This window comes from Paraburkholderia sp. A3BS-1L, from assembly GCF_051125215.1.
Taxonomy (GTDB): domain Bacteria; phylum Pseudomonadota; class Gammaproteobacteria; order Burkholderiales; family Burkholderiaceae; genus Paraburkholderia.
This window is the reverse complement of record NZ_CP120442.1, coordinates 1,950,459-1,976,081: the sequence shown is the minus strand read 5'-3', so window position 1 is coordinate 1,976,081 and position 25,623 is coordinate 1,950,459. Positions and strand designations below refer to the sequence as shown.

Below are 25,623 nucleotides of genomic sequence, written 5' to 3'. Positions count from 1 at the left end.
GCGCGTTTCATTCATCACGCGCTTTCCCGCGCTCAAGTGCGCGACCCGGTTCGTCATACGGGGAAAATCCCCGATACAGTATTCAGGAAAATCACATGGCTATCGTAGAAGTCAAGGTCCCGCAGTTTTCGGAGTCGGTGTCGGAAGGCACGATGCTGCAGTGGAAGAAGAAGCCGGGCGAAGCTGTTGCCCAGGACGAAGTCGTCATCGAAATCGAAACCGATAAGGTCGTGCTCGAAGTGCCCGCGCCGGCTGCCGGCGTGCTGAGCGAAATCATCGTGGGCGATGGCTCGACCGTTACGAGCGAACAGCTGATCGCGAAGATCGACACGGAAGCCAAGGCGGGCGCCGCTGCGGCCCCGGCCGCTGCCGCAGCACCGGCTGCCGCAGCTCCCGCAGCCGCACCGGTTGCCGCCGCTGCCGCATCGACGGCCAGCAGCACCGTGGCCTCGCCCGCAGCGTCGAAGCTGATGGCCGAGCAGGGCCTCTCGGGCGGCGACGTCGCAGGCACCGGCCGTGACGGCCGCATCACGAAGCAGGACGTGCTTGGCGCAGGTGCGCCGAAGGCCGCTCCGGCAGCCGCACCGGCAGCTGCGAAGGCCGTTGCCGCGAAGCCCGTGCTGCCGCAAGTCAATGCGCCGGCATCGGCTGCCAACTGGCTCAACAACCGTCCGGAACAGCGCGTGCCGATGTCGCGTCTGCGTGCGCGTATCGCCGAGCGTCTGCTCGAGTCGCAGCAGACCAACGCCATTCTCACGACGTTCAACGAAGTGAACATGGCGCCGGTCATGGACCTGCGCAACAAGTACAAGGACAAGTTCGAGAAGGAACACGGCGTGAAGCTCGGCTTCATGTCGTTCTTCGTGAAGGCAGCAGTCCACGCGCTGAAGAAGTTCCCGCTCGTGAACGCGTCGATCGACGGCAACGACATCGTCTACCACGGCTACTTCGACATCGGCATCGCGGTCGGCTCGCCGCGCGGTCTGGTGGTGCCCATCCTGCGCAACGCAGACCAGATGAGCCTCGCCGACATCGAGAAGAAGATCGCCGAATTCGGTCAGAAGGCCAAGGACGGCAAGCTCTCGATCGAGGAAATGACGGGCGGCACGTTCTCGATCTCGAACGGCGGCGTGTTCGGCTCGATGCTCTCGACGCCGATCATCAACCCGCCGCAGTCGGCGATTCTCGGCGTGCACGCAACGAAGGAACGCGCTGTGGTCGAGAACGGCCAGATCGTGATCCGTCCGATGAACTACCTCGCGATGTCGTACGACCACCGCATCATCGACGGCCGCGAAGCCGTGCTGTCGCTGGTCGCGATGAAGGACGCGCTGGAAGATCCGGCTCGCCTGCTGCTCGACCTGTAAAACGCGGGCTTCATCAAGAAGAAGCATCAAGTCTCACACTGAGCGCCGTGCGTGCGGATTCCGGAAGCCGGGGTCCGCGCGCCGCGCTCACGTATCGAAAGGATGACCATGTCCAAAGAATTTGACGTCGTCGTGATCGGCGCCGGCCCCGGCGGCTATATCGCGGCGATTCGCGCTGCGCAGCTCGGCAAGTCGGTTGCGTGCATCGAAAAGTGGAAGAACCCGGCCGGCGCGCTGAAGCTCGGCGGCACCTGCCTGAATGTGGGCTGCATTCCGTCGAAGGCGCTGCTCGCGTCGTCGGAAGAGTTTGAAAATGCCCAGCATCATCTCGCCGACCATGGCATCAGCGTGGCCGACGTGAAGATCGACGTCGCGAAAATGCTCGAGCGCAAGGACGGCATCGTCGAGAAGATGACCAAGGGCATCGAGTTCCTGTTCCGCAAGAACAAGATCACGTGGCTCAAGGGTCATGGCAAGTTCACGGGCAAGAATGACGCTGGCGTGCAGATCGAAGTGAGCGGCGAAGGTGAAACCGAAGTCGTCACGGCGAAGAACGTCATCATCGCGACGGGCTCGAAGGCGCGCCATCTGCCGGGCATGCCCGTCGACAACAAGATCATCGCCGACAACGAAGGCGCGCTCACGTTCGACTCCGTGCCGAAGAAGCTGGCCGTGATCGGCGCAGGCGTGATTGGCCTGGAACTCGGCTCGGTGTGGCGCCGTCTCGGCGCCGATGTCACGATCCTCGAAGCGCTGCCGGAATTCCTCGGCGCCGCCGATCAGTCGCTCTCGAAGGAAGCCGCGAAGCTCTTCAAGAAGCAGGGTCTCGACATTCACGTCGGCGTGAAGGTCGGCGAAGTGAAGGCCACCGACAAGAGCGTCACGATCAACTACACGGACAAGGACGGCAACGCACAAGTGCTCGAAGCCGACCGCCTGATCGTGTCGGTTGGCCGCGTGCCGAACACCGACAACCTCGGCCTCGAAGCGATCGGCCTGAAGGCCAACGAGCGCGGCTTCATCGACGTCGACAACCACTGCGCAACGTCGGTGCCGAACGTCTACGCGATCGGCGACGTGGTGCGCGGCCCGATGCTCGCGCACAAGGCCGAAGACGAAGGCGTGCTGGTGGCCGAGATCATCGACGGCCAGAAGCCGCACATCGACTATAACTGCATTCCGTGGGTGATCTACACCGAGCCGGAAATCGCGTGGGTCGGCAAGACGGAGCAGCAGCTCAAAGCCGAAGGCCGCGACATCAAGACGGGCCAGTTCCCGTTTATGGCGAACGGCCGCGCGCTCGGCATCAACAAGGCCGACGGCTTTGTGAAGATGATCGCCGACGCGAAGACCGACGAGTTGCTCGGCGTGCACATCATCTCGGCGAACGCATCGGACCTGATCGCGGAAGCCGTGGTGGCGATGGAGTTCAAGGCTGCCGCCGAAGACATCGGCCGCATCTGCCATCCGCACCCGTCGCTGTCCGAAGTCATGCGCGAAGCGGCGCTCGCCACCGACAAGCGCGCGCTCAACATGTAAGCGCCGAGGGCAGGGTGGCAAGTCTCCTTCGAAGAGACAGGACTCTGCCTCGCAGCACCATGCATTAGTACAGAGGCGGGTGAGCTCAGGCTCTCCCGCCTCTTTTTGTTTGCGGTCCAGAAAAATGAACGTCACCGAATACTACGAAAACGAACTGCAGAAGCGGGGCTATAAACCGGATACGGCCCAGCGTACCGCCATCGACCGGCTGCAGCGGTGCTACGACGAGTGGGTCGCCTACAAGGGCCGCCGCTCGAACGCGTTCTGGAAGCTCATCAATCACCCGGATCTGCCGCGCGGCGTTTATATGTGGGGAGGCGTGGGCCGCGGCAAGAGCTTCCTGATGGACAGTTTCTATGCGGTCGTGCCGCTGCAACGCAAGACGCGCCTGCACTTTCACGAGTTCATGCGCGAAGTGCACCGCGAACTCGAAGAGCTCAAGGGCCAGGCCGATCCGCTCGATGAACTCGCGCGCCGCATCGCGAAGCGCTATCGCCTGATTTGCTTCGACGAATTTCACGTCTCCGACATCGCCGATGCGATGATTCTTTATCGCCTTTTGGATGGTCTGTTCAAGAATGGCGTGCAGTTCGTGATGACGTCCAACTACGATCCCGATCTGCTCTATCCCGACGGCCTGCATCGCGACCGCATGCTGCCGGCCATCGAGCTCATCAAGGAAAAGTTGGATGTCCTGAACGTCGACGCCGGCATCGACTATCGTCAGCGCACGCTCGCGCAGGTCGAGGTCTATCACACGCCGCTTGGCGCGGCTGCGGACAAGGCGTTGCGCCATTCGTTCGCGGAGCTGGCCGCCGTGCCGGACGAAAGCCCGCTGCTGCGCATCGAGAAGCGCGAGCTCAAGGCATTGCGCAAGGCCGATGGCGTCGTGTGGTTCGATTTCGCCACGCTGTGCGGCGGGCCGCGCTCGCAGAACGACTATCTGGAACTCGCGAGCCGCTTCCACGCCGTGATCCTCTCCGATGTGCCGCAGATGACGCCGCGCATGCAGTCGGAAGCGCGCCGCTTCACCTGGCTCATCGACGTGTTCTACGACCACAAGGTGAAACTGCTGATGTCGGCCGCGGTGCCGCCCGAGGAGCTCTATGTGGAGGGACCGATGGCCAACGAGTTCACGCGCACGGTTTCGCGCATCGTCGAGATGCAATCGAAGGAGTATCTGGAAACGCCGCGCCGCATCGTCGATACGACGCTCACGTAAGCAGCGGGCTTATGGCCCCGGAAAAACCATTACTACGTCGAAAAAACGGGCGAGGATCCGCATTTTCAAGATTCGGACTCGTCTGATAGGGGCCGCCGGGTCAAGTCGATATCTTTAGTCAGGACAGGTTCTGACAAAGGAGTAGACCATGACCCCCCATCGCGATATTACCGAGGAAGAATGGCAGCGCGTGATGCCGCTGCTGCCAGAACTGCGCCCGCGCTCGGAAATGCGCGGCCGTCCGCTTGCCAACACCCGTTCGGTGCTCAACGGCGTCTTGTGGGTCATGTATAGCGGCGCTACGTGGTCGGCCATGCCGCGCCGCTACCCGTCTTATCAAACCTGCCATCGCCGCTTCAAAGCCTGGCATGACGAAGGAGCTCTCAAGCGCGTGATGGCCGAGCTTTTCGGCGAAGAGGGCATCGCGTTGTGCGACACAATCGAATCGCGCATGCGCAAGCATCTGAGCCGCGCCGAAAAGGCTGCCGCGCGCGTTCAGGAAGGCTTGCCCGGACTGCCATCCACCACGCGCCATTCGCCGTTCAGCCCCGCCACGTCCGCTGTGCCGCAGCCGTTCAGTTATCGGTCGGTGTATCGGCATACGGCTTGATTGCGCTTCATCGCGCTTCATCGCGTTTGACCGCGCTTGACCAAATAGGGGCGCGTTGTACGCGCGTTAATACTCACGAAGGCCGCCTAGTCACAAGGCAGCCTTCGCGTTTTTTGAGCGCTCGCGCGAGCTTTTTGGATTACTGCTGGCGTACCCAGGTCTGCGATCGTCCCAGCAGCGAAATGCCCAGATAACCGCGCACCACCAGCTTCTGGCCGCCGTCTTCGGTGTGGATCTTGCAGCGGTACACCTTGCCGTTCTCGGGGTCGAGAATGTGCCCACCATCCCATTCGCTGCCGGCCTGCTTCATGCCATCGATGATCGTCATGCCCAGAATCAACTGGTCCTTGCGCGAGTCCGTGCATGACGTGCAGCGGCGGTCCGGCTGATCGTTCGCGCCCAGTCCCTTGATGATCTTGCCGGTGAGGCCGCCGCTGCCATCTTCGCTGATCTGCACGAGCGCTTTGGGCTGCCCGCTGTGATCGTCGATCGTTTGCCAGACACCGACGGGCGAATTCGATTGCGCGTGAGCGGCGATCACGCCGCCAAGCAGCGCCCCGGCCAGCACGATATGACGCGCCGCACGGGCGGCGAACGCGTTGCCGCGGTCGTTGAACGGGAACATGTCTTCCTCCACTGATGTTTATCGGTATGTGTGCGTCAAACCGCTGCGAGCCCGGTTGCGTGGCAGCGAACTGCGGCAAAGGCGCGCGGCGGTCAGCGCAGGATACGCGAAAGCGCTTCGCGCGTTTGCGAGGAGAAACTCTAGTCGACGTGCATGGCGCGTGGAGCACGCACCGTGCCTGGCGGGCTGTCGTCGTGAATCGGCCCGGTTTGCGGCTTTTGCCTCAATTGAGCTGATACGAGAACGTCGCATTCACGCGCGGGCTGCGCGACGCGCTTTCAACGGGCGCATCGGCCAGCGCCTTCGCCACCGAGAGATCGAGGCTGTAGTACTTGCCGTCCGTGATCCGGAACCCCGCCGAAGCCGATGAAAGCCGCGAAGGCGAGGGCGTGCCCGCATGCAGGTACACGCGCGCCATGTCGAACGAAACATACGGCGTGATCGACTGCAGCCATACCTTGCCCAGCCTGAATGGATGATTGAGCTCGAGCACGAAGGCCCAGCCCGAATCACCCGATGCCTCGCCGGGCTGATAGCCCGCCGCGAAGCGCTGCGCGCCGAACGAGATCTGCTCGGAAGTCGGCAGCGTGTTCGGGCTGTATTGCCCGGTTGCGGCGACGGACGTGCCAAAGCCCATCGGCCAGTCGTTGCTCTGCGAATACGAGGCATCGGTGCGCACGAAATTCAGCGACACCGGATTATGCAGCGAGAGACCGGGAATATTCGTTTGGGCCGACTTCGACGTGCCGAGAATGTCGAAGGCCTTCGCCACCACGAGGCTCGCCTTGCGCACCTGGCCCGGCTTCACCTCGGTGTAATCGGCTTGCAGCTGCAGCACGCGCACCTGTGAACTCAGGTCGTATTGCAGTCCGTTGAGGGTGTTGCGGTAGCGGTCCTCGTCGTGTGCTGCGTAGGCGCTCGCGGTGCCGATGAGGCTGCGTGTATTGCCCAGCAGCAGCGGATACGAGAGCGAGCCCGTGAGCTTGTCGCTGATGACGGTGCGCTCCACGTAAGCCGGCAGGCCCGGGTTGTCGACCGGGTTGCCGCGATAGTGCGAGGCGTCGAGCTTCGCGGCGAGGCCGTCGCTCGCGATCGGCACGGCCGCGTGTGCGGCGAGGTACGTGACGTTGTCGCGTCCTTTGGGCAACAGTGCGGAGAAGCTCAACTGCTCGCCAAACGGCGTGAGGCCGTTTTCGGTGAGCGTGAGGAGGCCCTGCACGCCGGGGTGATTGAAGTCGATGCCGGTGCTCACGTCCCAGGGCTTTTGCGTGGCGTCGAGTTCGAGCGTGGTGGCGCCGTCGGTGGTCGTGGGCGGTGGCACGTTCGCCTTCACCTTGAGGCCCGGCAGCATGCCGAGCACGTTGATGTGGCGCTGGAACGTGGCGGTGCGCAGCGGCCGGTCTTCGGCGATGTGCGCAGCGATCGCGCGCATCCTGCCCTCGAGCGCGCCGGGCTTGCCTGTGATCTTCACGTCTTTCACGTAGCCTTCCACGACCGTGATGCGCACCACGCCGCCCGCGAAGTCCTGCGCGGGCACGAATGCGAACGAGAGCGCATAGCCCCGGTCCTGATAGAGCTTCGTCACGCCATTGGCGGTTTCGATGAGCTGGCCGATCGTGATGTCGTGATTCGCGAGCGGCGCGAAGCGGCGGGCGACCTCGTCGAACGGAATCGATTTCACGCCCTCGACCTTGAAGGTGGTGGGCGTGATGTGCGTGGCGAGCAGTTGCTCGAGCGCGGGCGCTTGCTGCTGCACCTGCACCGTCACGCTGGGCGCCTTCTTTGGCGCGTTGATTTGGGGCAGGGCATCCAGGGGATTGCCGCCCTGCAAACCACCCGCCGACACCGGCCGGTTCTGCTGTGCGAGCGCGACTCCCGTCAAGCCCGCGCTCGCGATGATCCCCGCCGTGGCGAGCACGGCCCATGGTGCGCCTTTCATTGAACTACCCTCGACTTGTCGGACAGTGCGCGCCGGTTGCCTGAATGCCCCGGCGCGCCCGTCTCTTTGTGCCGCCTTTTCGGCGGTCTTTATATGACTCCCTGATCGCCTGCGTTTTATTGCTTCGTAATCCATACTACATGCTGCTGTGTTGCCGGACGTTGTGTGACGCGGCATTCCTCTCCAAACGCCGCGTCATGCATTGCCCGTCTTGCATGGCGATGGCTGTGCGCGCTACGGCAGCTTGTGCAGTACGCCACTCAGCAGTCCCCCTGATGCGCCTGCCATGCCAGAACTGCTCGAAGAACCCGTTGCGCCGGCCGTCGTGCCGAGGGCGCCCGTGACCGTGCCGACGAGCGCCGTAACCGGCGTGAGCAGCGTGGCTGTCCCCCCGCCGTTGCCGCTGCCCGCGAGTGCTGCGAGCGGACCCGCCGCCGCAGCAGCGCCCGAGCTGCCGCTGCCTGTGGCGCCGCCCACTGCGTTGGTGGCCGAGGTGGCCGCGGAAGTCACGCCCGAAAGCAGCCCTCCCGCGACGGGCAGGCTGCCGAGGCCGCTGGTGAGCGCGCCCACGCCACCCGCGCCACCCGTAGCGCTGGAAGCCGCGCCCGTCACTGCCGAGAGCGGCGTGCCGCCGAGGCCGAGGCTCGCGGCGGTCGCGTTGAGCACGCCGAGCGGGCCCGCTGCCGCCGCGCCGGTCGGCGGCCCGTTCGCGACGAGTGCGGTGCTCCCGCCCACGACGCTGGTGATGAGGCCAGGGATCGGCGCGGCGCCGTTCGGGCCGTTCGGATTGACGAGGCCGCCCGCGTTTGTGACCGTATTGCCGAGGGCGCCGACCAGCGTGCCGACATCCGCGCCGACCGGTCCGAGCGCGCCGTTTGCCTGTTGTGAGCCTGCGGTCGTCGAGGCGACTTTCGTGCCGGCCGTCTGCAGCGTGCCACCGACTTGTGCGAGCAAGCCCGAAACCGGCGCGCCCAGGCCCGTCGACGTGCCCACTTGCTGAGTGACGAGTCCCGCCGTGGTGACGATCGGCGTGATGGCCGTGCCGACGGGCTGCGTGGCCTGTTGCACCGGAGCTGACGAGAGCACGTTGCCGAGCGTCGTGCCCGTGGCGTTCACGGCGTTGGCTGTCGTGTCGAGAGCGCTGGCAAGCGGCGTCGTGACCGGGGCGAGCGGCGCGAGTTGTCCGCTGCCGAGGCCGTTGACCGCGGTGGCCGCGCCCTCGACGACGCCACTGGTTGCGCTCACCACGTTGCCGAGCCCGGCCGCGGTCGTGCCGACCGGATTGGGCGTCGAGCCGGTTTCGCCGATGCCGTTCGAGACAGCGTTGGCAAGTGCGCCGGCGACCGTGCCGGTGCTCGACACGGCATCGCCGAGACCCTGGCTGACCTGCGGGCTCGTGCCCGGCACCGTGGTTGAACCGACGGCGTTGCCGAGGTCGTTGGCGCTTTTGGCCACCGTGTTGACCACGCCACTCGTGCCGGTCGATGCGGTGGTGGTCCCGCCACCGCTGTTGCTGCCCGAGCCGCCGCCGGTGCCGGCAGTCGAGCTGCCTCCGGCGCCACTGGTGCCGCCGGTGCCGCTCGGGCCCGTTGTGCCGGTCGGAGCCGCAGAAGCGGAAGGCGGCGTGTAGCTGCTGCCGCCGCAGGCGGCGACGCTGCACGCCACGGCAGCGGCGAGCGCGGTGAGGCGCAGGCTGTGCACGAGCGCAACAGCGCGGTGGTGGGGGCTCACGGTGAAGCTGCTGAACATGACGCTGTCTCCTGGACTGGATCTGAAGCTGAAAGAGGCGCTGGAACGCGGAATAGACGAAGCGGATTACTTCTTGGCTCCGAGCAGGCCGCCGACGATCGACGTGAGGCCGGCGAGCGGGCTCCCCGCACTGCCGCTGGAATTGCCGCCCGTCAGCGAGGAGAGCGAGAGCGCGGGAGCCGCGCTGGTGGTGCTGACGGCCGGCGTGCTGGATGTTCCCGAGGTGGCGGCCGGCCTGGGGCCCGCGCCGAGCGCAGCGCCTGCAACGACGGCGCCGCCCGCACCGCCAGCGCCGCTCACGGTGTGGGTGAGCGCGCCAGTGACGGTGTTGAGAGTGCCGGCGACGAGGCCCGTGACCGGTGCGAGCGGGCTGGCGCTGCCGCCCGTGGCGGAGGCGAGCGTGCTGGTGGCGGTGGTGAGCGCACCCGTGACCGGTGCGAGCGGATTGCTGCCGCCCGTGCCTGCGCCAACACCAATGCCAATGCCCGCACCGATGCCTGCCGTGCCACCGCCAGTCGCGCCACCGGTCACGCTGCTCAGGATGGTCGTGACGGGGGCGAGCGGAGTGCCGCCCAGCGGATTGGTGCCGCTGCTCGCTGTGCCGCCCGTCAGCAGGTTGCCAGCCGTGGCGACGGTCTTGCCCGTGTCGGCGACGAGGTTGCCCATGCCCGCCGTGACGGGATTCGTACCGCCGCTTTGAGCGACTAGCGCACCGCCTTTCTGGATGCTGCCGCCGAGCGTCTGCAACAGGCCTGCTACCGGCGTGCCTACGCCCGTGGTGCTGCCGACGGTCTGCGTGGTGGAGGCGAGCACGGAGGTGATCGGCGTGATGGTCGAGCTCAGTTGCTGCGTGACCTGTTGCACCGGGCCTTGCGTCAATGTGCCGGTGAGCTGGTTGCCGACGCTCGTGACCGTGGTGCCGACGGTGCTGACCGTGGCGCCCACCGGCGTCGTGACGGCGGCGAGCGGTGCGAGCGGGCCGCTGCCGAGGCTCGTGACGAGCTGGCCCGTGCTGGTGACGGCCTGGCCCGCGTCGCTCACGACGCCGCCCGTGCTCGACAGCGTGGTGCCTACCGGATTGCTGCTCGCGCCGAGCTGGCCCAGCCCCTGGGACACGCCGTTGCCGAGCGTGGAGACCGCGCCGCCCACGTTCTGGACGAAACCTCCCACGGCCTGGGTGGTTTGCGGGTTGACGCCTGGCAGCGTCTGCGCGGCGATCGTGCCGCCGATGCCCGAAACGGTCGAGCCTGTGTCATCCACGATGTTCCCTGCGGCGTGCGCAACGGCCCCCACGGCATTGGCCGCGACGGGCGTGCCGCCGCTGCTGCCATTGGAGCCGGTGGTCGTGCCGCCCGCGCCGTTTCCTGTGCCGCCTCCCGTGCCGGAGCCATTACCCGTGCCTGAACCGCTGTCGCCGGTGGTGGTGCCGTTGCCGACGCTGCCCGAGCCGCTGCCATTCTCGGCGGAGGTGGTGGAGCCCGCGCCGGAGCCGCTGCCGTTTCCGCTGCCGCCGCCTACGCCGCCACTCGCACCGCCGTCTGTCTGCAGTGCGCCGCCGCTGCCGCCCCCGGTACCGCTGCTGAGAGAGCCCGAGCCGCCGCAGGCGGTCAACGAGAGCAGCGTGGCGATGGTTGCAGCGATAGCCGTCAAGCGCGCTGCATTCGCGATGCGCTGATTGTTCATGATGTTGCCCTCGGTTCGTATGGTGTTTTTGTTGGTGTTGTGTGGCTGGTCCATCGGACCTGCGCTCCTTACACCGCAACAGGCATGCCAATGTGCACGCGCACACACAACGAGGTCTGGAGGGTTTCGTCTAATCAAGACGTATCAAGCACTTGTGAATGCTTTTGTCGAACGAATGACGGAGGCCGAAATGAAGCGTTACGTGATGCCGCGTGTTACGTCACGTAACGCGGAGAGCGCAGTGTTACGGGCGTTGCCGTAACGGGGCAGAAAAGTCACATCGTCGAAATAAGATCGATGACATGGCGGCTGTATGCCGACTGGGAGAAGCGCGCAAACGTTAAATCTGGTTAGATTATCCAGTCCTGAATAGTGGCATCATGGTTTGCCCGGAGTAAACCGCGAATCGCGGATGCCGATAATGCAATTACGACTTCGCGTTTGCGTAACGAGCGATTGCGTTACGCAGAGCGTTACGTTATAAAAACCGCACAGACAAAAAATACAAATAAAGCCTTACGTAGCATGGTTGAGGGGCGTGCTGCGATATGCCTGAAACGTTGGCGGACTGGCATGGGCAGTTCGAGGACCGGATGCATTGGCACAGCTCAGCAGCATTGCACTGCGAGCACCGATGCAGATCAGCGTGAGAACGCAAAGAAGAGAGAGGGCCGAAATGAACAAGCTGATAACGAAATTCGCGAAGTCGGAAGAAGGGGTTACCGCGCTTGAGTATGGGCTTATTGCGGGGGTTGTTGCGCTGGCCGTCCTTGTCAGCGCCACCAATTTGGGAACCGATCTCGGGTTACTTTTCACGGCCATCGCGAACAAGGTAACGGGTATAACCGCCGGGATATAAGTGATTGAGCGTTTAAGCTAACGCTCACCATCGCTCACTAACTAAAAGCTCCAGCGCACACTTGCTTTCGAGTGCGCGCTGGATGGTTGCGCGCGCACCTTTCTCGATGATTCCATTCTATTTATCCAGCCTTGTGTTCGGCGCATGGGCTGTGGCCGTTGCTGTGTGCGACTGCCGCTCGCGCCGCGTGCCGAACACACTCGTGGGCGCAGGGTTCGCCGCCGCTTTGGCGGCAGCGCTGCTGCACGCGGGACCAGCGCATCTCGGCATCGGTCAGGCGCTGGCCGCCGCCGCTGTTGGCCTTGCCGCGCTCATGCCGTTCTTCGTGTTCGGCATGATGGGCGCGGCTGACGCCAAGGTCTTCGCGGTGCTCGGCGCGTGGTGCGGCATGCAACCACTCGTGGGCCTGTGGATTGTCGCGAGTCTGGCCGCATTCGTGCACGCGCTCGCCATGCTCATCACGCTGCGCGCCCGCGCACCGGTCACAGCGGCGCGTCCCGCGCGGCTCGTTGCCATGGGGGCGCGGCGCGGTACGCCATATGCCGCGTGCCTGAGCGTGCCCGCGCTGGTCTGGCTCGTGCTCCAGTTGATGCCCGGGTGGTCGGCATGATTGCGCGCACAACGAACACGCGCGACATTGCCTCGAAAGCAGGTCGTGGCAAGCGGGCGCAACGCGGTGTCGCCGCGATCGAGTTTGCGGTCACATTTCCGCTTTTCTTCGCGATTCTCTATGCGATCGTCATGTACAGCATGATCTTTCTTGTGCAGCAGAGCCTGACCGCGGCTGCCGCGGAAGGCGCGCGCGCGGCGCTCATTTATCAGAACGGCGCCAATTCCGCTTCGGCGCTTGCTAGCCGCGCGCAGGCTGCCTGCACGCGGGCGCTGGCGGTCATGAACTGGCTCACGCATGCGCCTCAATGCACGCAGTCGGTCAACACCGCGCCGGCCGGGTGCACGGAGAACACGGCAATGGATTGCGTTCAAATTACGCTCACCTACGCGTGGGGCGCCAACCCGCTGGTGCCGCCGTTGCCGCTGATGGGGCTGCTCGCGCCGTCATCGCTCGTGGGCCAGGCTACCGTGCAAATCGATCCGGAGAATCTCCTGTGAAGCCCTTTGCGCATGCCTTCGATCCTATTGCCGAGTCGGACTGGGTGGCCATACGACACCCCATTCGCACGCATTGTGGATGACCGCTCATGGCCAATCTGACCAAAGTCACTGCAGGACTCCTGATTGCGGGCGCGCTCGTGCTCGGGCTGCTCGCATGGATGCTCGCGCGTCGTCCGCCGCCGCCATCCATCGCGCCGCCGCCGGCGTCCACGCGCTCGCTCACGCCGGTCGTGGTGGCCACACGCGCATTGCCAGCAGGCCAGCCAATTCCCGCCGATGCGCTGCGCGTCCAGCCGCTGCCGATTCATCCGCAGGGCGCGGTGAGCGATAGCGCTCTGGTTGCGGGCCGCGTGCCGCTCGCCGATATCGCCGCCGATGCGCCCGTGCTCGACCAGCAGCTTTCGTCCAGTATCGCGACGAGCCTGGCGCCGGGCGAGCGCGCTGTGGCCGTGCGCATCGATGAGACCAATGCGGTCGGCAATGTCCTGCACGCGGGCAATTATGTCGACGTGTTCTTTACGCTGCGCCGCGACGGCAGTGGCATGAACGGCGGCGAAGTCGGCCGCACCCAGGCGCGTCTTCTGATTTCGAAGGCGCGCGTGCTGGTGTTCGGTGCGCAGCCCGCAGCGTCGGGCAGCGCAGCGGGCCAGCGCACCACCAACTTCGGCACGCAGACCGGGACGCCACGCACGGCGGTGCTCGCGGTGCCGGTGACCGAAGTCGATCAGCTCGCGCTGGCCCAAAGCCAGGGACAACTGATTCTCGCGCTACGCAACCCAACGGACGACGATCAAGTCGATCCCGCCGCGTTCGGCCCGCAACCGGGCGTGCTCAAGGTGGCCACGCACACGGCGCCCGATGGTTCCACGCGGGCGGCGGCGGGTGTCGCGCTCGACCAGCTCGCGGGCGGCGGCGCGCCGCGCGAAACGCCGCCGATCGCGCAGGCCGCGCCGCGCCGCGCCAGTGCGTCCGCGCACGGTGGGCTCGAAGTGATACGGGGCGGGCGCGCGGAAACGGTCGCTTGGTAAAGGATGCAAAGGGAAGGGCTGTACGGGAGCGCGGTGCTCGAACTGCCTTCGACAAAGTGCGCAGATCTGGCCGTATACAAAAGAAGCAGGAACACGATGACGATAACGAGGACTTTCGCCGTGGTTGCGGCCGCCGCCTGCGCGGGCGGCCTCGCATTCGCTGCCATCCCCGCATGGGCGTCGCCGCCCGCGCAGGCGCAGGACGTCGCGGACGGCGTGCCATCCAGCGTCGATATCGCGGTGGGCGAGCAGCGCACGCTGCCTGTCACGGGTGCGCTCACGCGCATCGCCGTGGGCGACCCATCGGTGGCCGACGTGCTCGTGATCCGCGGCGACCGGCGCGGCGGCGTGCTGCTCGTCGGCAAGGGCGCGGGCACGACCAACGTGATGCTGTGGCAGGGCAGCGGCGCGCCGCGCACGCTCACGGTCAACGTGACGACGGGCGCAGCGCGCGCGCTGCTCGATACCGGCACGCCTGACCTGAAGGTGCTGGGCGACACGGCGCTCATTGCCGGCCGCGCCGCGTCGATGGAGCAGCATCAGCGCGCGGTGGCTGCCGCGCAGGCGTCGGTTCGGGCGAGCGGGAAGGGCGGCAAGGACGCAGACAGCGGAGCGGACGACAGCGGGGGCAGGGGCGCAAAGCGCGGCAAGGGCGCGAACGTGTTCGACACGTCGAGCATCGCGACGCGCTCGGTCGTGCAGGTGGACGTGCGCGTGGTCGAGTTCAGCCGTAGCGTGCTCAAGCAGATCGGCTTCAATTTCGTTCACCAGAACAATGGCTTTGCGTTCGGCTCGTTCACGCCGACCTCGTTTTCCTCGGGGAGCATCAATACGCCGGGGGGATCGGCGGGGGTGGGCTCGGCGTCGAATTCGTCGAGCCTGGCGAGCACCGCGCTGCAGGCCGCCGTGCCGATCGCGTCCGCGTTCAATCTGGTGTTCGCCTCCGCGACGCACGGGCTGTTCGCCGATCTGAGCCTGATGGAGACGAACAACCTCGCGCGCGTGCTCGCCGAGCCCACGCTCGTCGCGCTTTCGGGCCAGAGCGCGAGCTTTCTCGCAGGCGGCGAGATTCCGGTGCCGGTGCCGCAGGCGCTCGGCGCCACGGCGATCGAATACAAGCCCTACGGTATCGGGCTTTCGCTCACGCCCACGGTGCTTTCGCCGCAACGCATCGCGCTCAAGGTCGCGCCCGAGGCGAGCCAGCTCGACTTCGCGAACGCGGTGACGATCAGCGGCGTGTCGGTGCCCGCGATCTCCACGCGCCGCACCGAAACGACCGTGGAGCTCGGCGACGGCGAGAGCTTCGTGATCGGCGGGCTGATCGATCGCGAAACGGCGTCGAACGTGAACAAGGTGCCCGTGCTGGGCGACCTGCCCATCATCGGCACGTTCTTCAAGCAACTGAACTATCAGCAAAACGACAAGGAACTGGTGATCATCGTGACGCCGCATCTGGTGTCGCCGCTCGCCAGGGACGCGAAGCTGCCCGGCACGCCCGGTGAGTTGTCCGAGCAGCGCAATGCGCCGGTGTGGCGCTCGCTGCTGGGCGGCGCGGCATCGCGCGATCCAGTGCCGGGATTTTCGCCGTGATGCGGCGGCAGTCGCTGCGCGAGCAGCAAGGCTTTGCATGGGACCGGAGTAAGGCGTTAAAGCGCGAACTCCGGCCGACAGGAGAGCATTCATGAACGCGAGATCGCACGTGCCGGTTGAACGCACCATGACGGAGTCGTTCGTCTTCGCCACGGCCAATGACGCGAACGCGCGTTGGGTCGCGCAGATGCTCGGCCCGGTGGGCAAAGTGGAGACGGTGGCGCTCGACCCGGCGCTGGTCACGCAGCAGATGTCGCAGAACATGCCTTCGCTGCTGCTGATCGATTTTTCGCGCAGCGGCGCGAATTCCGGACAACCCCAGAGTGGCGCCGCGAGCGCGGCGGCGGCGGCCGCTCATGCCGCGTTTCCGGGGCTGCAGATCATTGCGGTGGGCACGCTCGCCGAGCCTGAAAGCGCGATCTCGGCACTGCGCGCGGGCGTGCGCGATTTCATCGACGCGGGGGCGGCTAGTGAGGATGCCTTACGTATCGTGCGCCAGGTGCTGGACAACCGCGTGGAGCCGGTGAGCCGGCACGGCCGCCTCACGGTGCTGCTGGGCGCGCGCGCCGGTATGGGGGTCACGACGCTTGCGGCGGGTCTCTCCGTGCTGCTCGCGCGCAAGGGCGCCGCGCTGAGCCGGCACGCCGCGCTGCTCGACCTCGGACTGCCGGCCGGCGACGGAGCGCTGCTGCTCAACGCCGGCAATGGTTTCAGTTTCGTCGATGCGGTGCGCAACCTGCGCCGCTTCGATCAGACCTTCGTGCACACGGCGCTCGCGCGTCACGAGAGCGGTCTTGCGCTCACCACGCTGCCCGCTGATCTCGGCGCGCTGCGCGAAATCTCGTATCAGTCGGCGGTCGCGCTGCTCACGCGGCTGCGCGCGTTCTTCGATCACCAGATCGTCGATCTCGGCGGCTTCTCGAACATGGAGTTCGTGCTGGAGGTGGCGCGCGCAGCGGATCAGGCCTGGCTCGTGTGCGACCAGAGCGTCGCGTCGATTGTCGCGGCGTCGCGCGAGCTCGAAGTGCTGCGCGAGGGCGGCGTGGACAACGCCAATCTGCGCCTCGTGATCAACCAGTACGAAGCGGATATCGACCTGTGCGCGGCGCAGATTGCCGAGCGCCTGAACATCGAGCTCGCGGGCGTGCTGCCGGCGCGACGCGTGGCGCTGTGCCAGGCGGCGAACCGTGGGCAGCTGCTGGTCGACAGCGCGCCGCGCGACCCCTGGGTGCGCGCGCTCGACGCGCTCGCCGCGCCGCTCGATGGCCTGCGCACGCCGGTTCCGAAGAAGTTCGACGCATTGCGCCGCCCGCTGCGCGGCCTTTTCCAACACTCATCGAAGCGTTCGTAGACCATGGCGGATAACATCCAGTTTGCCGATGACGCGCCCTTGTTCGCGCACAGCCAACAGTTCCAGGACATCAAGAACGCGGCGCACGAGCACCTGCTCACCCGCATCGAGGAGCTAGGCGCCGAGTTCGGCCGCTGGTCGCGTCAGGCGATCAACCAGTTCGTCGATCTGGAAATGGACAGCTTCGTGCGGCTGCGGCACATCCCGATCAACGAGAGCGAAGTGCGTGCGATCGCCGGGGCGCTCACCAAGGAGCTCGCAGGGTTCGGGCCGATCGAGGACCTGCTCGCGGACCCGGCCGTCGAGGACATTCTCATCAACGGCTTCAGCGACGTTTACGTATCGCGGCACGGCATCCTCTCGAAGATTCCGGTGCGCTTCTCCGACAACGCGCATCTGCTGCGCATCGTGCGGCGCATCCTCGCACCCATCGGCCGGCGTCTGGACGAATCGAATCCGATGGTCGACGCGCGCCTGCCCGATGGCGGGCGCATCAACGTCGTGATCGAGCCGCTCTCGCTCGCGGGGCCCATCGTCTCGATTCGCAAGTTCCGCAAGGATCCGCTGCGCCCCGACGATCTGCTCGGCAACGGTACGTTCGGCGTGGAGATCGGCGCGCTGTTCGAAGCGGCGGTGCAGGCGCGCTGCAATATTCTCGTGTCGGGCGGCACGAGCTCGGGCAAGACATCGCTCCTGAACGCGCTGGCGTTTCATATTCCGGAGGTCGAGCGCGTGGTGACGATCGAAGACACCGCCGAGCTTTCGCTCAATCACCCACACGTGGTGCGGCTCGAAAGCCGCCCCGGTGGCTTCGACGGCACGGGCGTGGTGACCATTCGCGACCTGCTGCGCAATACGCTGCGCATGCGCCCGGACCGCATCATCGTGGGCGAAGTGCGTGGCGGCGAGGTGCTCGAAATGCTCCAGGCGATGAACACGGGCCACGACGGATCGATGGCGACGGTGCACGCGTCGTCGCCGCGCGAGTGTCTGTACCGGCTCGAAATGCTGGCGGGCTTTGCGGGCTTTCAGGGCACCGAAAGCAGCCTGCGCCGGCAGATCGCCAACGCCGTCGACTTCATCGTGCAGATCGGGCGCCTCTCCAGCGGACGCCGCCGGATTCTTTCGGTTACCGAAGTAACGGGGCTCGCGGACAATATCATCGCGACCCAGGAACTGTACCGCTACGAGCCGGTCATGAACGCGGACGGCGAGGAGGTCGACCGCTGGGATTCGCTCGGCATCCATCCGCACTCGCCCAAGCTCGCGCGGTTTCGCCAGGCGCTTGCGGCTTCGTCGAATTTCGGCTTTGGCGGCGGGCGCGACGGGGGTTTCAATGTCTAGCGCGATCGCGCTCATTGCGGCGCTTGCGCTGCTGCTTGCCGCTGCCGGGCTGATGCTCTGGCAGCGCGCGCAGCAGCGCACCTCGCGTGAGCATGTGACGCGCTTTGTCGATAGCCGGATGAGCGCCGCAACCCAGGCGACCCCGGTCGGGGCGATGCCGGGCACGCCCGCCGCATCCAGACCCGCTGCGGCCAGATCCGATGAAGTGCGCGCCGCCTATGTAGGCGGGAACGCCGCCAGGCGCGGCGGGGCGCTGCCCTTGGCGGCGCTGCAGTCGCACGACTGGAGAGGCCGCGCGAGGCTCGCGCTGCAGGGCATGCTGAGCCGTGCCGGCATCGTCGACATGCGCAAGCCGCTGGCATTCGTCGGCCTGATCGCGCTTGCACTGACGCTGTTGGCGCTGGCGGTCGGCGGCGTGCCGGCGGCGCTCGCCGTGGTCGTGCTGGTGGTGGCGCTGGTGGCCTTCGCGCTCTCGGTGCGCATGCAGCGGCGGCGCGCGCGGCTCGTCGCGCAATTGCCTTCGTTTCTCGATGGCATTGTGCGGCTGATCGTGCTCGGCAACAGCGTGCCGGCCGCGTTTCAGGCCGCGCTGCTCACCACCGAAGCACCGCTGCGCGAGTGCCTCGATCACGTTTCGCGCATGCTGCGCGCCGGCGTCGAAATCGATCGGGCGCTCAATCACGTCGCACAGGTCTATGGCGCGCGCGAACTCGAACTCGTGGGCGCGGTGCTGCGCCTTTCGGTGCGCTACGGCGGCCGGGTCGACGTGATGCTCGAACGCATGGCAATGTTCATGCGCGATCTCGAACAGGCGCAGCGCGAACTCGTTGCGATGTCGGCGGAAACGCGTCTCTCCGCATGGGTGCTCGCGCTGTTGCCGCTCGGTATCGCGGGCTTTCTCATTTTGACCAACCCGCGGTATTTCGCGTCGATGTGGAACGATCATTCGGGGCGTCTGCTGGCGTACGGGGCCATGGGCCTGCAGATGCTGGGCGCTTGGCTGCTGTACCGGCTCACGCGGCTCAAGGGGGCGCTGTGAGCGCGCACGGTCTCGGTGTGCTTGCGCTGCTGCTTGGCGCGCTCGGTTTCGCCTTGCTTGGCGCGCTCGCGTGTGCGCGGCTTCTGGCTGCGCGCAAGAGCGGGCGCGTGCTCGATCAAGCGATGATGAACCGCGCGGCGCAGACGGGCCAGCAAGGCGCGGCCGCCCTCGATGCACGCACCGCGGCGTCACGCGGCGCACAGGGGGGCACCACGACCAGCGACGCCTCCATCGGCGTGTCGAAACGCTCCGGACTACCAGGCATGATCGACGCGCTCGGCGCGATGGGCGCGGGCTGGCTCGATACCTCGCTGGGCAAGCTGATCGTCGCCGATGAAGACCGCGGCCTGCTCGATCAATGCGGCTACGTCGACGCGCGCGCAAGGGGCCTGTATTGCACCGTTCGCCTCGTATGCGCATTCGCGATGGCGGCACTGGCTGCGTGGTGCAGCATCGCGCACGGCGTGCGGCCCGTGGCCTGGGCGGGTGGCGGTCTGTTATTCGGTTTTTTCCTGCCGAAGCTCGTGGTGCGTCGCCGCGCGCACGCACGGCTCGACGCCGTGGCCGACGAGTTGCCGATGCTCGTCGATCTGCTGCGCCTGCTGCAGGGCGTCGGGCTCTCGCTCGATCAGAGCCTGCAAGTGATGATCAACGAATTCCGCGTCGTGCTGCCCGTGCTCTCCGGCGAAGTGGAGATCGCACAGCGCCAGTTCGTGGCGGGCCGCACGCGCGAGCAGTCGCTGCAGCGCATGGCGTCGATTTACGAAAACGAGGACCTGCGTGCCGTGATCCGGCTGCTCGTGCAGGTGGACAAGCACGGCGGCGCCGTGCAGGAGCCGCTCAAGCAATTCGGCGACAGGCTGCGCGAGGTGCGCCGCGCGACGTTGCGCGAGCGCATCGGCAAGCTCACCGTGAGGATGACCGGCGTGATGGTGGTGACCCTGCTGCCCGCGCTGCTCATCGTCACGGCGGGGCCTGGCGTAATCGCTGTCCTGCATTCGCTGGCATTGGCCCGTCATTGAGGGGCGGCGCGATCGACCCATGAACACGACTGGAACCATCATGAAGCATTTCATCGTCGACACGGTTGCGCGCCGTGCGCTGGCGGCCATGGCTGGCATGGGGCTCGCGGCGCTGGCCGCGTGCGGGACGCCGCAGGGCTATGGAGTGGGCCCGCAGGCGCAGGCTGAAATGCAGATGCGCGCCAGCACCCACGACCCGGTGCCGGATACGCCGGGCATGTACCTTGGCCTGATTTCCCGGATGCAGGCCGAAGGGCTTTATTACGCATCGCTCGCGCATATCGATGCGTTCGAGCGCCAGTACGGCGCCACCCCCGATTCGATCGTGCTGCGCGCCGACGCGCTGCGCGTGACGGGGCAAGCGGGCGCGAGCGCGGCGGCTTACACGCAGTTGCTCGATACGCCGCTCGCGGCGCGCGGCCATCGCGGGCTTGGTTTGCTTGCGGGCGTAGCGGGCGACTTTCGCAAGGCTGCGCTGGAGCTTGAAGCGGCGTCGCGGCTCGACCCGACCAACGCGACTACGCTCTCCGACCTCGGTTATGCGTTGCTGCGCGATGGCGACGTGGCCGGCGCGCGCGTGCCGCTGCTCGAGGCGCTGGAGCTCGATTCGCACAACGCGAAGATCGTCGCGAACGTGGCGCTGCTATTCGAGGCCGGCGGCAACGACGCCGATGCGCATGCGCTCATGGCACGTCAGGGCTTGCCCGAGCAGACCCGGGCGGCGATAGCACGCGATGCGCAGAAGGTGCGCGAAGTGGAGCGCGCGCGCCAGGGAGCGCAGCAGCGCGAATCGAAGGATCAGCCCGCGCCGCGCATGGCGCAGCGGGCCGCCGCGCCCCCATCGCGCTCGTTCGCGAGCGCCCAGGGCGTCCAGAGCGCCCAAAGCGCGCAGAGCGGCTGGCCCGGCGGCGACGCGCAGCCGCGCCTGGTCGAGCGCTTCGCCCCGCAGTAAGGACTCACGCGAGACCAGGAATATGAGGACTACGATGAAAACCAATCAGCTCATCGACGCGGGCGTTGCCGCGAGCCTGGCCGCTTCGGCGGTTTTTCGGGCGTGCCACCATCGCGCTGCGGTGGCCGTGCTCGTCGCGAGCATGACGATTGCCTTGGTGCTCGCCGCGCCGGCGGCGCATGCCGAGGGCATGGACGCGCAGACGGATGCGCAAACCACCGGCGAGCCGGTTCCGAACAGCGAAATCGGCCACTCGACGAGAGCCTGGCTCGATCTTCAGCGCAGCAACGCCCAGGCGGCGCCCGCGCTGCCGATGCTCGGCGAGGAGGCGGGCTACGCCTGGCGCCGCTACATGAAATCGTTCGATACGGACATCCCGACCAGCTTCGGCTCGACGGTCCAGACCGGCAACGGACAAGGCGGCGGAGTCGGCGGCGCAACCATGGGCGGGGGAGGCGCGTACTGAGATGGTGGCGCGCTCACGCCAGCCGGCTCGTGCCGGCTTTCCCGGCGCTTGCCGCGCGCATGCGCGGCGTCAGCGCGGCTCGCTCGCGGTGATGGCGGTTATCGGGCTCGTGGTGGCCGTGGCGGCGCTGGGCGTGCTCGACGTGGCGAATCTCTATCTTGCGAAGCGCGCGTTGCAGAACGTCGCCGATTTCGCGGCATTGGCCGCGGCGCAACAGATGGACGACCGCTGCGCGCAGCCGCTCGTGACGGCGACCGCCAACGCGGCGAGCAATGGTTTCGTAGTGAACGGCACGACGCGCACGCTGGCCGTCGCCTGCGGGCGCTGGGACTCGAATGGGAATGGCGGGATGACCTTCGTGAGCAACGGCACGCCGCCGCTCAACGGCGTGCAGGTGAGCGTGACGAATACCGTGCCGTATTTCTTCCTCGGGCCGGCGCGCCAGATCACGGCGAACGCCACGGCCAAGGCGTCGGTGATCGGCTCGTTCCAGGTCGGCACGTCACTCGCCCAGGTGAATCTGCTCAACGGCATGCTCGGCGCGCTGCTCGGCGGCACCCAGGTCCAGCTCGACGCGGCCTCGTGGACTGGCCTTGCGAATGCCAATGTGAAGGTCGCCGATCTCGCCGCTGTCGCCACGTCAGCCGGAACATACGATGGCTTGCTCGCCGCGCAAACCTCGGTAGGCGGCCTGGCCAACATCCTGCTCGCGGCCGTCGGCCGCGACGGGGCGCTCACGGCTAATGTCGCGGCGGCGCAAAACGCCCTGAGGGCGGTGGCCGCGCTCGTTCCGCAGGGGACGCTCAACTCCATCCAGCTGGTGTCGCTGTCCGGCTCGCCGGCCTTGCTGCAACTCGGCGTGGCCAACGCCGAATATGCGGCCGACGCGAGCGTCAACGTCCTGCAAATGCTGATCGCCGGCGCTGAGATTGCCGCCGCCGGCAATGCGCCGGTCACGTTCAGCCTGGATACGACCGGATTGAGCGGCGTTCTGCCCGTGAGCGTCGCGCTCACGCTGCAGGTGATTTCGCCGCCTTCGATCGCCGTGGGCGAGCCCGGCTACATCGAGGGAACCAGCACGTGGCGCACCCAGGCCCAGACCGCGCAGATCCTGCTGGGCGCGAACGCCGTGATTTCGACGACGAACACCACGACCTCGTATCTCGGCATCGGCTACGTCCTCGATGTGAGCGTGCAACTGCCGCTCTACGTGGTCGCCGCGCAAGGGCAGGCGTGGCTGCAATCGGCGCAGTGCGCGGCCAGCAAGGCGGCAAGCACGCAGACGATCGGCGTGCAGACCGGGCTCGCCAATATTTGTATCGGCACGCCGCTCGCCAGCGGTGTGCAAGCGAAGGACGTGAGCGGCTTTAGTTGCGCCGGCACGAACGCCCGCTGGAATGTTGCGAGCGTGTCGTTGTTGGGCACGACCATCGCCACCGTGAGCGCGCCTTCGGTGGGCGTGCCCGTCGTCAATCCGTCCAGTGCGGTCCTGATGTTCGACGGCGACGGCAATTCGATCACCGGCAATTCCGTCAATTCGAACGCGATCGGCGCGGTGCTCGACAACTCGCTTCAGTCGACCGTGACGACACTGGGCCAGCTGACCGAAAGCAGCAACGGCTTGCAACTGACGCTGCTGCAAGGGGCGCTCAACTCGCTGCTCGGGCCCATCATCGGAGGCGTCGTCGGCGGACTGGTCGACGGTCTCGCCATGCCGGTGGTGAAGGGCATACTTGGCACCACCCTCGGCCCCGTGCTCCAGGGGCTCGACGACATCATCCTCGGCCCTTTGCTGCAATTGCTCGGCGTTCAGCTCGGCGTCGCGACCGTGACCGACTATCCGCTCACCTGCGGTGTTGCAACACTCGTTCAATAAGACAACCCACCGATGCGAACCACCACCCCCATCGAGGAACTCGACCTCTACGTCTGGGAAGGCAAAGCCGATATTGTCGAGCGCGTCGCGCGCTGCATGGCGAGCCTCGACGTCGAGGTGATCCGCGCCGACGACACGGCGGTCTCGCCGCAACGCATCGCCGTGCGCGCATCGATCGCCATCGTCAGCGTGAGCGTGATCGACACCGGCGCGCTGGTGCTGCGTGACTGGCAGGCCACGCACGGCATGCCGGTGATCTGGGTCGGCGCGGCGCCGCGCGACAACGACCCGGCCATGTATCCCGCCGAGTACTCGCACATTCTGCCGCTCGACTTCACCTGCGCCGAACTGCGCGGGCTCGTGTCGAAGCTCGCGGTCCAGCTGCGCGCGCATTCGGCCCAGACGGCGGGCGCGGACATGCTCGTGGCCGAGTCCGAGAGCATGCGCGCGCTGATGAAGGAGGTGGATACCTTCGCCGACTGCGACACGAGCGTGCTCGTGCACGGCGAAACCGGCACCGGCAAGGAGCGCATCGCCGAGCTGCTGCACCGCAAACACAACCGTTACGGCGCGGGGCCATTCGTGGCCGTCAACTGCGGTGCGATCCCCGATGGCCTGTTCGAGTCACTGTTCTTCGGGCATGCGAAGGGCTCGTTCACGGGCGCGGCGCTCGCGCACAAAGGCTACTTCGAGCAGGCCGACGGCGGCACGCTGTTTCTCGACGAAATCGGCGATCTGCCGCTCTATCAGCAGGTGAAGCTGCTGCGCGTGCTGGAGGATGGCACGGTCACGCGCATCGGCTCGGCCACGCCGCTGAAGGTGGACTTTCGCCTTGTCGCGGCGACCAACCGGCAACTGCCGCAACTGGTGAAAGACGGCAAGTTCCGCGCCGATCTCTATTACCGCCTTGCCGTGATCGAGCTGTTCGTGCCGTCGCTGGAAGAGCGCGGCGCGGTGGACAAGATCGCGCTCTTCAAGGCGTTCGTGGCGTCGGTGGTGGGCAGCGAGCGGCTCGCGGCGCTGCCGGAGCTGCCGTACTGGCTGGCCGACTCCGTGGCGGCGATGCGCTTTCCGGGCAACGTGCGCGAGCTGCGCAACCTGGCCGAACGGGTCGGCGTGACGGTGCGGCAGATGGGCGACTGGGACGCGCCGCGCCTGCGCCGGCTCCTTGCGGGATCGGGCAGCGTTCAGCCGGCGCCGGGGGAGTCGGCGATGGCGCCCGTCGTCGATCGCAGCAAATGGGACATGGCCGAGCGCAGCCGGCTGCTGACGGCACTCGATGCGAACGGCTGGCGCCGCAAGGACACAGCCCAATACCTGGGTATCAGCCGCAAAGTGTTGTGGGAAAAGATCCGCAAATACCAAATTTTCGACGAAGAACCCGCAACCGGCGAAACTGAGTAATAATTGTGCGATTTTGTAAAATCATACAAAAGCACTGTACAAAACAGGGACTTCATGAGCGACAAGTGGAGAGTTCGACAGCTTGCGTTGGCCGCGCTGATGCTGCTCGGGGGACTGGAATCAGGCTGCGCGCAGCCGGTGCAGCAGGGGACGGCGCAATCGGCCCAATCGGCCCAATCGGCGCAATCGGCTGGGCAGTCGACGGTCAACGTGGCCGCGAACATGGCGGCACAGGATCCGGCAACCGCAGCGGTGCAGCCTCAGGCGGCGCCGGGCGCGCAGCCATTGCCGGGGACGCCGGTCGCGCTGACGCAGGAGGAGGCGCAGCAGAACGCGGCAGGCAATGTGGCCGAGCTGCAGCAGATGATCCGCGGCTCCGATCTCAATGAATTGCGCACGACCTACAACGGCACCTATGGTGCGAGTCTCCTGTTCTACGGCAAGGAGATGACCTATTACGTGACGTTGTTCCAGAACAAGACGTTCTGGCGCGTCATCAAGACCAGCGACGAGACGCGCGCCGAGGCGATCTATCGCGATTTCGTGCAGAAGACGCTGCAGTTGTCGGATGTCGAGATCCGCCGCACGCGCCTCGAGGCGCAAAAGGCGTACACGGCCCGCATGATCGCGCTGACGCAGGATCACGCCAATCGCCTGCAGGCCGATCTCGCGATTGCGCGCCAGCAGCAGGCCATTGTCGCGGATCAGCAGAAGCAGGCGCGCACTCAGGCCAATACGCTTCAGGTCGAGAAGGCGGCTGCGCAGGATCAGCTGCGTGCAGCGCAACGCCAGGTGCGGGAACTGCAGCGCGAGGTCGAGGGCGGCTTGCCGGTCCGGTGATCAGA

General features: G+C 66.4%; 22 protein-coding genes. 18 read left to right on the top strand and 4 right to left on the bottom strand.

Annotated elements, in window-relative coordinates; translation table 11 throughout:
- Positions 1 to 95 precede the first annotated feature (95 nt).
- The 4 genes from odhB (at position 96) to P5W99_RS08930 (ending at position 4,738) form a co-directional block, all read left to right on the top strand.
- Positions 96 to 1,367, top strand: coding sequence for a 2-oxoglutarate dehydrogenase complex dihydrolipoyllysine-residue succinyltransferase (gene odhB / locus P5W99_RS08945; protein WP_421024190.1), 1,272 nt, complete (start codon positions 96 to 98; stop codon positions 1,365 to 1,367).
- A gap of 108 nt (positions 1,368 to 1,475) precedes the next feature.
- Positions 1,476 to 2,906, top strand: a complete 1,431-nt coding sequence (gene lpdA, locus P5W99_RS08940; RefSeq protein WP_421024189.1) for a dihydrolipoyl dehydrogenase — start codon at positions 1,476 to 1,478, stop codon at positions 2,904 to 2,906.
- Positions 2,907 to 3,030: 124 nt separating this feature from the next.
- Positions 3,031 to 4,128 (top strand): cell division protein ZapE, encoded by a 1,098-nt coding sequence (zapE, locus tag P5W99_RS08935; RefSeq protein WP_421024188.1) that lies wholly within the window; start codon positions 3,031 to 3,033, stop codon positions 4,126 to 4,128.
- 148 nt (positions 4,129 to 4,276) lie between these two features.
- The gene (locus P5W99_RS08930; RefSeq protein WP_434660284.1) at positions 4,277 to 4,738 is read left to right on the top strand and encodes a transposase; all 462 of its coding nucleotides are present in this window, start codon (positions 4,277 to 4,279) and stop codon (positions 4,736 to 4,738) included.
- Between the two features lie 139 nt (positions 4,739 to 4,877).
- Here the strand turns inward: P5W99_RS08930 and P5W99_RS08925 are convergent, their stop codons facing one another.
- The 4 genes from P5W99_RS08925 to P5W99_RS08910 all read right to left on the bottom strand — a co-directional run bounded on the left by P5W99_RS08925 (position 4,878) and on the right by P5W99_RS08910 (position 10,734).
- Positions 4,878 to 5,363, bottom strand: coding sequence for a DUF2147 domain-containing protein (locus tag P5W99_RS08925; RefSeq protein ID WP_421024185.1), 486 nt, complete (start codon positions 5,361 to 5,363; stop codon positions 4,878 to 4,880).
- A 223-nt stretch (positions 5,364 to 5,586) separates the two neighbouring features.
- On the bottom strand, positions 5,587 to 7,302 hold the full coding sequence (locus P5W99_RS08920) for a ShlB/FhaC/HecB family hemolysin secretion/activation protein (RefSeq protein ID WP_434660282.1): 1,716 nt from the start codon (positions 7,300 to 7,302) through the stop codon (positions 5,587 to 5,589).
- A gap of 234 nt (positions 7,303 to 7,536) precedes the next feature.
- Complete coding sequence (locus P5W99_RS08915; protein WP_434660280.1) at positions 7,537 to 9,051, bottom strand: collagen-like triple helix repeat-containing protein; 1,515 nt, start codon at positions 9,049 to 9,051, stop codon at positions 7,537 to 7,539.
- A 66-nt stretch (positions 9,052 to 9,117) separates the two neighbouring features.
- Complete coding sequence (locus P5W99_RS08910; RefSeq protein ID WP_434662498.1) at positions 9,118 to 10,734, bottom strand: collagen-like triple helix repeat-containing protein; 1,617 nt, start codon at positions 10,732 to 10,734, stop codon at positions 9,118 to 9,120.
- Positions 10,735 to 11,410: 676 nt separating this feature from the next.
- Here P5W99_RS08910 and P5W99_RS08905 point away from each other — a divergent pair.
- From P5W99_RS08905 to P5W99_RS08840, 14 genes are all read left to right on the top strand, one after another.
- Complete coding sequence (locus P5W99_RS08905; RefSeq protein ID WP_421024182.1) at positions 11,411 to 11,593, top strand: Flp family type IVb pilin; 183 nt, start codon at positions 11,411 to 11,413, stop codon at positions 11,591 to 11,593.
- A gap of 106 nt (positions 11,594 to 11,699) precedes the next feature.
- Complete coding sequence (locus tag P5W99_RS08900) at positions 11,700 to 12,203, top strand: A24 family peptidase (RefSeq protein WP_421024181.1); 504 nt, start codon at positions 11,700 to 11,702, stop codon at positions 12,201 to 12,203.
- A complete protein-coding gene (locus P5W99_RS08895; RefSeq protein WP_421024180.1) occupies positions 12,200 to 12,703 on the top strand; it encodes a TadE/TadG family type IV pilus assembly protein in 504 nt (167 codons plus the stop codon). The genes P5W99_RS08900 and P5W99_RS08895 overlap by 4 nt, the downstream gene beginning before the upstream one ends.
- A gap of 89 nt (positions 12,704 to 12,792) precedes the next feature.
- Positions 12,793 to 13,734 (top strand): Flp pilus assembly protein CpaB, encoded by a 942-nt coding sequence (gene cpaB / locus P5W99_RS08890; RefSeq protein WP_421024179.1) that lies wholly within the window; start codon positions 12,793 to 12,795, stop codon positions 13,732 to 13,734.
- 96 nt (positions 13,735 to 13,830) lie between these two features.
- Positions 13,831 to 15,324 (top strand): type II and III secretion system protein family protein, encoded by a 1,494-nt coding sequence (locus tag P5W99_RS08885; protein ID WP_421024178.1) that lies wholly within the window; start codon positions 13,831 to 13,833, stop codon positions 15,322 to 15,324.
- Between the two features lie 91 nt (positions 15,325 to 15,415).
- Positions 15,416 to 16,675: a fimbrial protein gene (locus P5W99_RS08880; RefSeq protein WP_434660278.1), complete on the top strand. Its 1,260-nt coding sequence runs from the start codon at positions 15,416 to 15,418 to the stop codon at positions 16,673 to 16,675.
- A gap of 3 nt (positions 16,676 to 16,678) precedes the next feature.
- Positions 16,679 to 18,019 (top strand): CpaF family protein, encoded by a 1,341-nt coding sequence (locus P5W99_RS08875; protein WP_421024176.1) that lies wholly within the window; start codon positions 16,679 to 16,681, stop codon positions 18,017 to 18,019.
- Positions 18,012 to 19,058, top strand: a complete 1,047-nt coding sequence (locus tag P5W99_RS08870) for a type II secretion system F family protein (protein ID WP_421024175.1) — start codon at positions 18,012 to 18,014, stop codon at positions 19,056 to 19,058. Before P5W99_RS08875 ends, P5W99_RS08870 begins: the two co-directional genes overlap by 8 nt.
- Positions 19,055 to 20,080, top strand: a complete 1,026-nt coding sequence (locus tag P5W99_RS08865; protein WP_421024174.1) for a type II secretion system F family protein — start codon at positions 19,055 to 19,057, stop codon at positions 20,078 to 20,080. The genes P5W99_RS08870 and P5W99_RS08865 overlap by 4 nt, the downstream gene beginning before the upstream one ends.
- A 19-nt stretch (positions 20,081 to 20,099) precedes the next feature.
- A complete protein-coding gene (locus P5W99_RS08860) occupies positions 20,100 to 21,032 on the top strand; it encodes a tetratricopeptide repeat protein (protein ID WP_421024173.1) in 933 nt (310 codons plus the stop codon).
- A 34-nt stretch (positions 21,033 to 21,066) separates the two neighbouring features.
- Positions 21,067 to 21,498, top strand: a complete 432-nt coding sequence (locus P5W99_RS08855; RefSeq protein WP_421024172.1) for a DUF3613 domain-containing protein — start codon at positions 21,067 to 21,069, stop codon at positions 21,496 to 21,498.
- Position 21,499: 1 nt separating this feature from the next.
- The gene (locus P5W99_RS08850) at positions 21,500 to 23,374 is read left to right on the top strand and encodes a TadG family pilus assembly protein (protein WP_421024171.1); all 1,875 of its coding nucleotides are present in this window, start codon (positions 21,500 to 21,502) and stop codon (positions 23,372 to 23,374) included.
- A gap of 12 nt (positions 23,375 to 23,386) precedes the next feature.
- Positions 23,387 to 24,778 carry a sigma 54-interacting transcriptional regulator gene (locus P5W99_RS08845; protein WP_421024170.1) on the top strand — a complete coding sequence of 464 codons (1,392 nt, stop codon included), beginning with the start codon at positions 23,387 to 23,389 and terminating at the stop codon, positions 24,776 to 24,778.
- Between the two features lie 54 nt (positions 24,779 to 24,832).
- The gene (locus P5W99_RS08840; RefSeq protein ID WP_421024169.1) at positions 24,833 to 25,618 is read left to right on the top strand and encodes a DUF2968 domain-containing protein; all 786 of its coding nucleotides are present in this window, start codon (positions 24,833 to 24,835) and stop codon (positions 25,616 to 25,618) included.
- Positions 25,619 to 25,623: the final 5 nt, after the last annotated feature.

What these genes read in the sequence shown, in the direction of transcription:
- P5W99_RS08840 (WP_421024169.1), top strand. Translation starts at nt 24,833, where the DNA reads ATGAGCGACAAGTGGAGAGTTCGACAGCTTGCGTTGGCCGCGCTGATG.
- P5W99_RS08845 (WP_421024170.1), top strand. Translation starts at nt 23,387, where the DNA reads ATGCGAACCACCACCCCCATCGAGGAACTCGACCTCTACGTCTGGGAA.
- P5W99_RS08850 (WP_421024171.1), top strand. Translation starts at nt 21,500, where the DNA reads ATGGTGGCGCGCTCACGCCAGCCGGCTCGTGCCGGCTTTCCCGGCGCT.
- P5W99_RS08930 (WP_434660284.1), top strand. Translation starts at nt 4,277, where the DNA reads ATGACCCCCCATCGCGATATTACCGAGGAAGAATGGCAGCGCGTGATG.
- P5W99_RS08870 (WP_421024175.1), top strand. Translation starts at nt 18,012, where the DNA reads ATGTCTAGCGCGATCGCGCTCATTGCGGCGCTTGCGCTGCTGCTTGCC.
- P5W99_RS08895 (WP_421024180.1), top strand. Translation starts at nt 12,200, where the DNA reads ATGATTGCGCGCACAACGAACACGCGCGACATTGCCTCGAAAGCAGGT.
- P5W99_RS08860 (WP_421024173.1), top strand. Translation starts at nt 20,100, where the DNA reads ATGAACACGACTGGAACCATCATGAAGCATTTCATCGTCGACACGGTT.
- lpdA (WP_421024189.1), top strand. Translation starts at nt 1,476, where the DNA reads ATGTCCAAAGAATTTGACGTCGTCGTGATCGGCGCCGGCCCCGGCGGC.
- P5W99_RS08925 (WP_421024185.1), bottom strand. Translation starts at nt 5,363, where the DNA reads ATGTTCCCGTTCAACGACCGCGGCAACGCGTTCGCCGCCCGTGCGGCG.
- P5W99_RS08855 (WP_421024172.1), top strand. Translation starts at nt 21,067, where the DNA reads ATGAAAACCAATCAGCTCATCGACGCGGGCGTTGCCGCGAGCCTGGCC.
- zapE (WP_421024188.1), top strand. Translation starts at nt 3,031, where the DNA reads ATGAACGTCACCGAATACTACGAAAACGAACTGCAGAAGCGGGGCTAT.
- P5W99_RS08885 (WP_421024178.1), top strand. Translation starts at nt 13,831, where the DNA reads ATGACGATAACGAGGACTTTCGCCGTGGTTGCGGCCGCCGCCTGCGCG.
- P5W99_RS08910 (WP_434662498.1), bottom strand. Translation starts at nt 10,734, where the DNA reads ATGAACAATCAGCGCATCGCGAATGCAGCGCGCTTGACGGCTATCGCT.
- P5W99_RS08900 (WP_421024181.1), top strand. Translation starts at nt 11,700, where the DNA reads ATGATTCCATTCTATTTATCCAGCCTTGTGTTCGGCGCATGGGCTGTG.
- P5W99_RS08915 (WP_434660280.1), bottom strand. Translation starts at nt 9,051, where the DNA reads ATGTTCAGCAGCTTCACCGTGAGCCCCCACCACCGCGCTGTTGCGCTC.
- P5W99_RS08875 (WP_421024176.1), top strand. Translation starts at nt 16,679, where the DNA reads ATGGCGGATAACATCCAGTTTGCCGATGACGCGCCCTTGTTCGCGCAC.
- P5W99_RS08920 (WP_434660282.1), bottom strand. Translation starts at nt 7,302, where the DNA reads ATGAAAGGCGCACCATGGGCCGTGCTCGCCACGGCGGGGATCATCGCG.
- P5W99_RS08880 (WP_434660278.1), top strand. Translation starts at nt 15,416, where the DNA reads ATGAACGCGAGATCGCACGTGCCGGTTGAACGCACCATGACGGAGTCG.
- odhB (WP_421024190.1), top strand. Translation starts at nt 96, where the DNA reads ATGGCTATCGTAGAAGTCAAGGTCCCGCAGTTTTCGGAGTCGGTGTCG.
- cpaB (WP_421024179.1), top strand. Translation starts at nt 12,793, where the DNA reads ATGGCCAATCTGACCAAAGTCACTGCAGGACTCCTGATTGCGGGCGCG.
- P5W99_RS08905 (WP_421024182.1), top strand. Translation starts at nt 11,411, where the DNA reads ATGAACAAGCTGATAACGAAATTCGCGAAGTCGGAAGAAGGGGTTACC.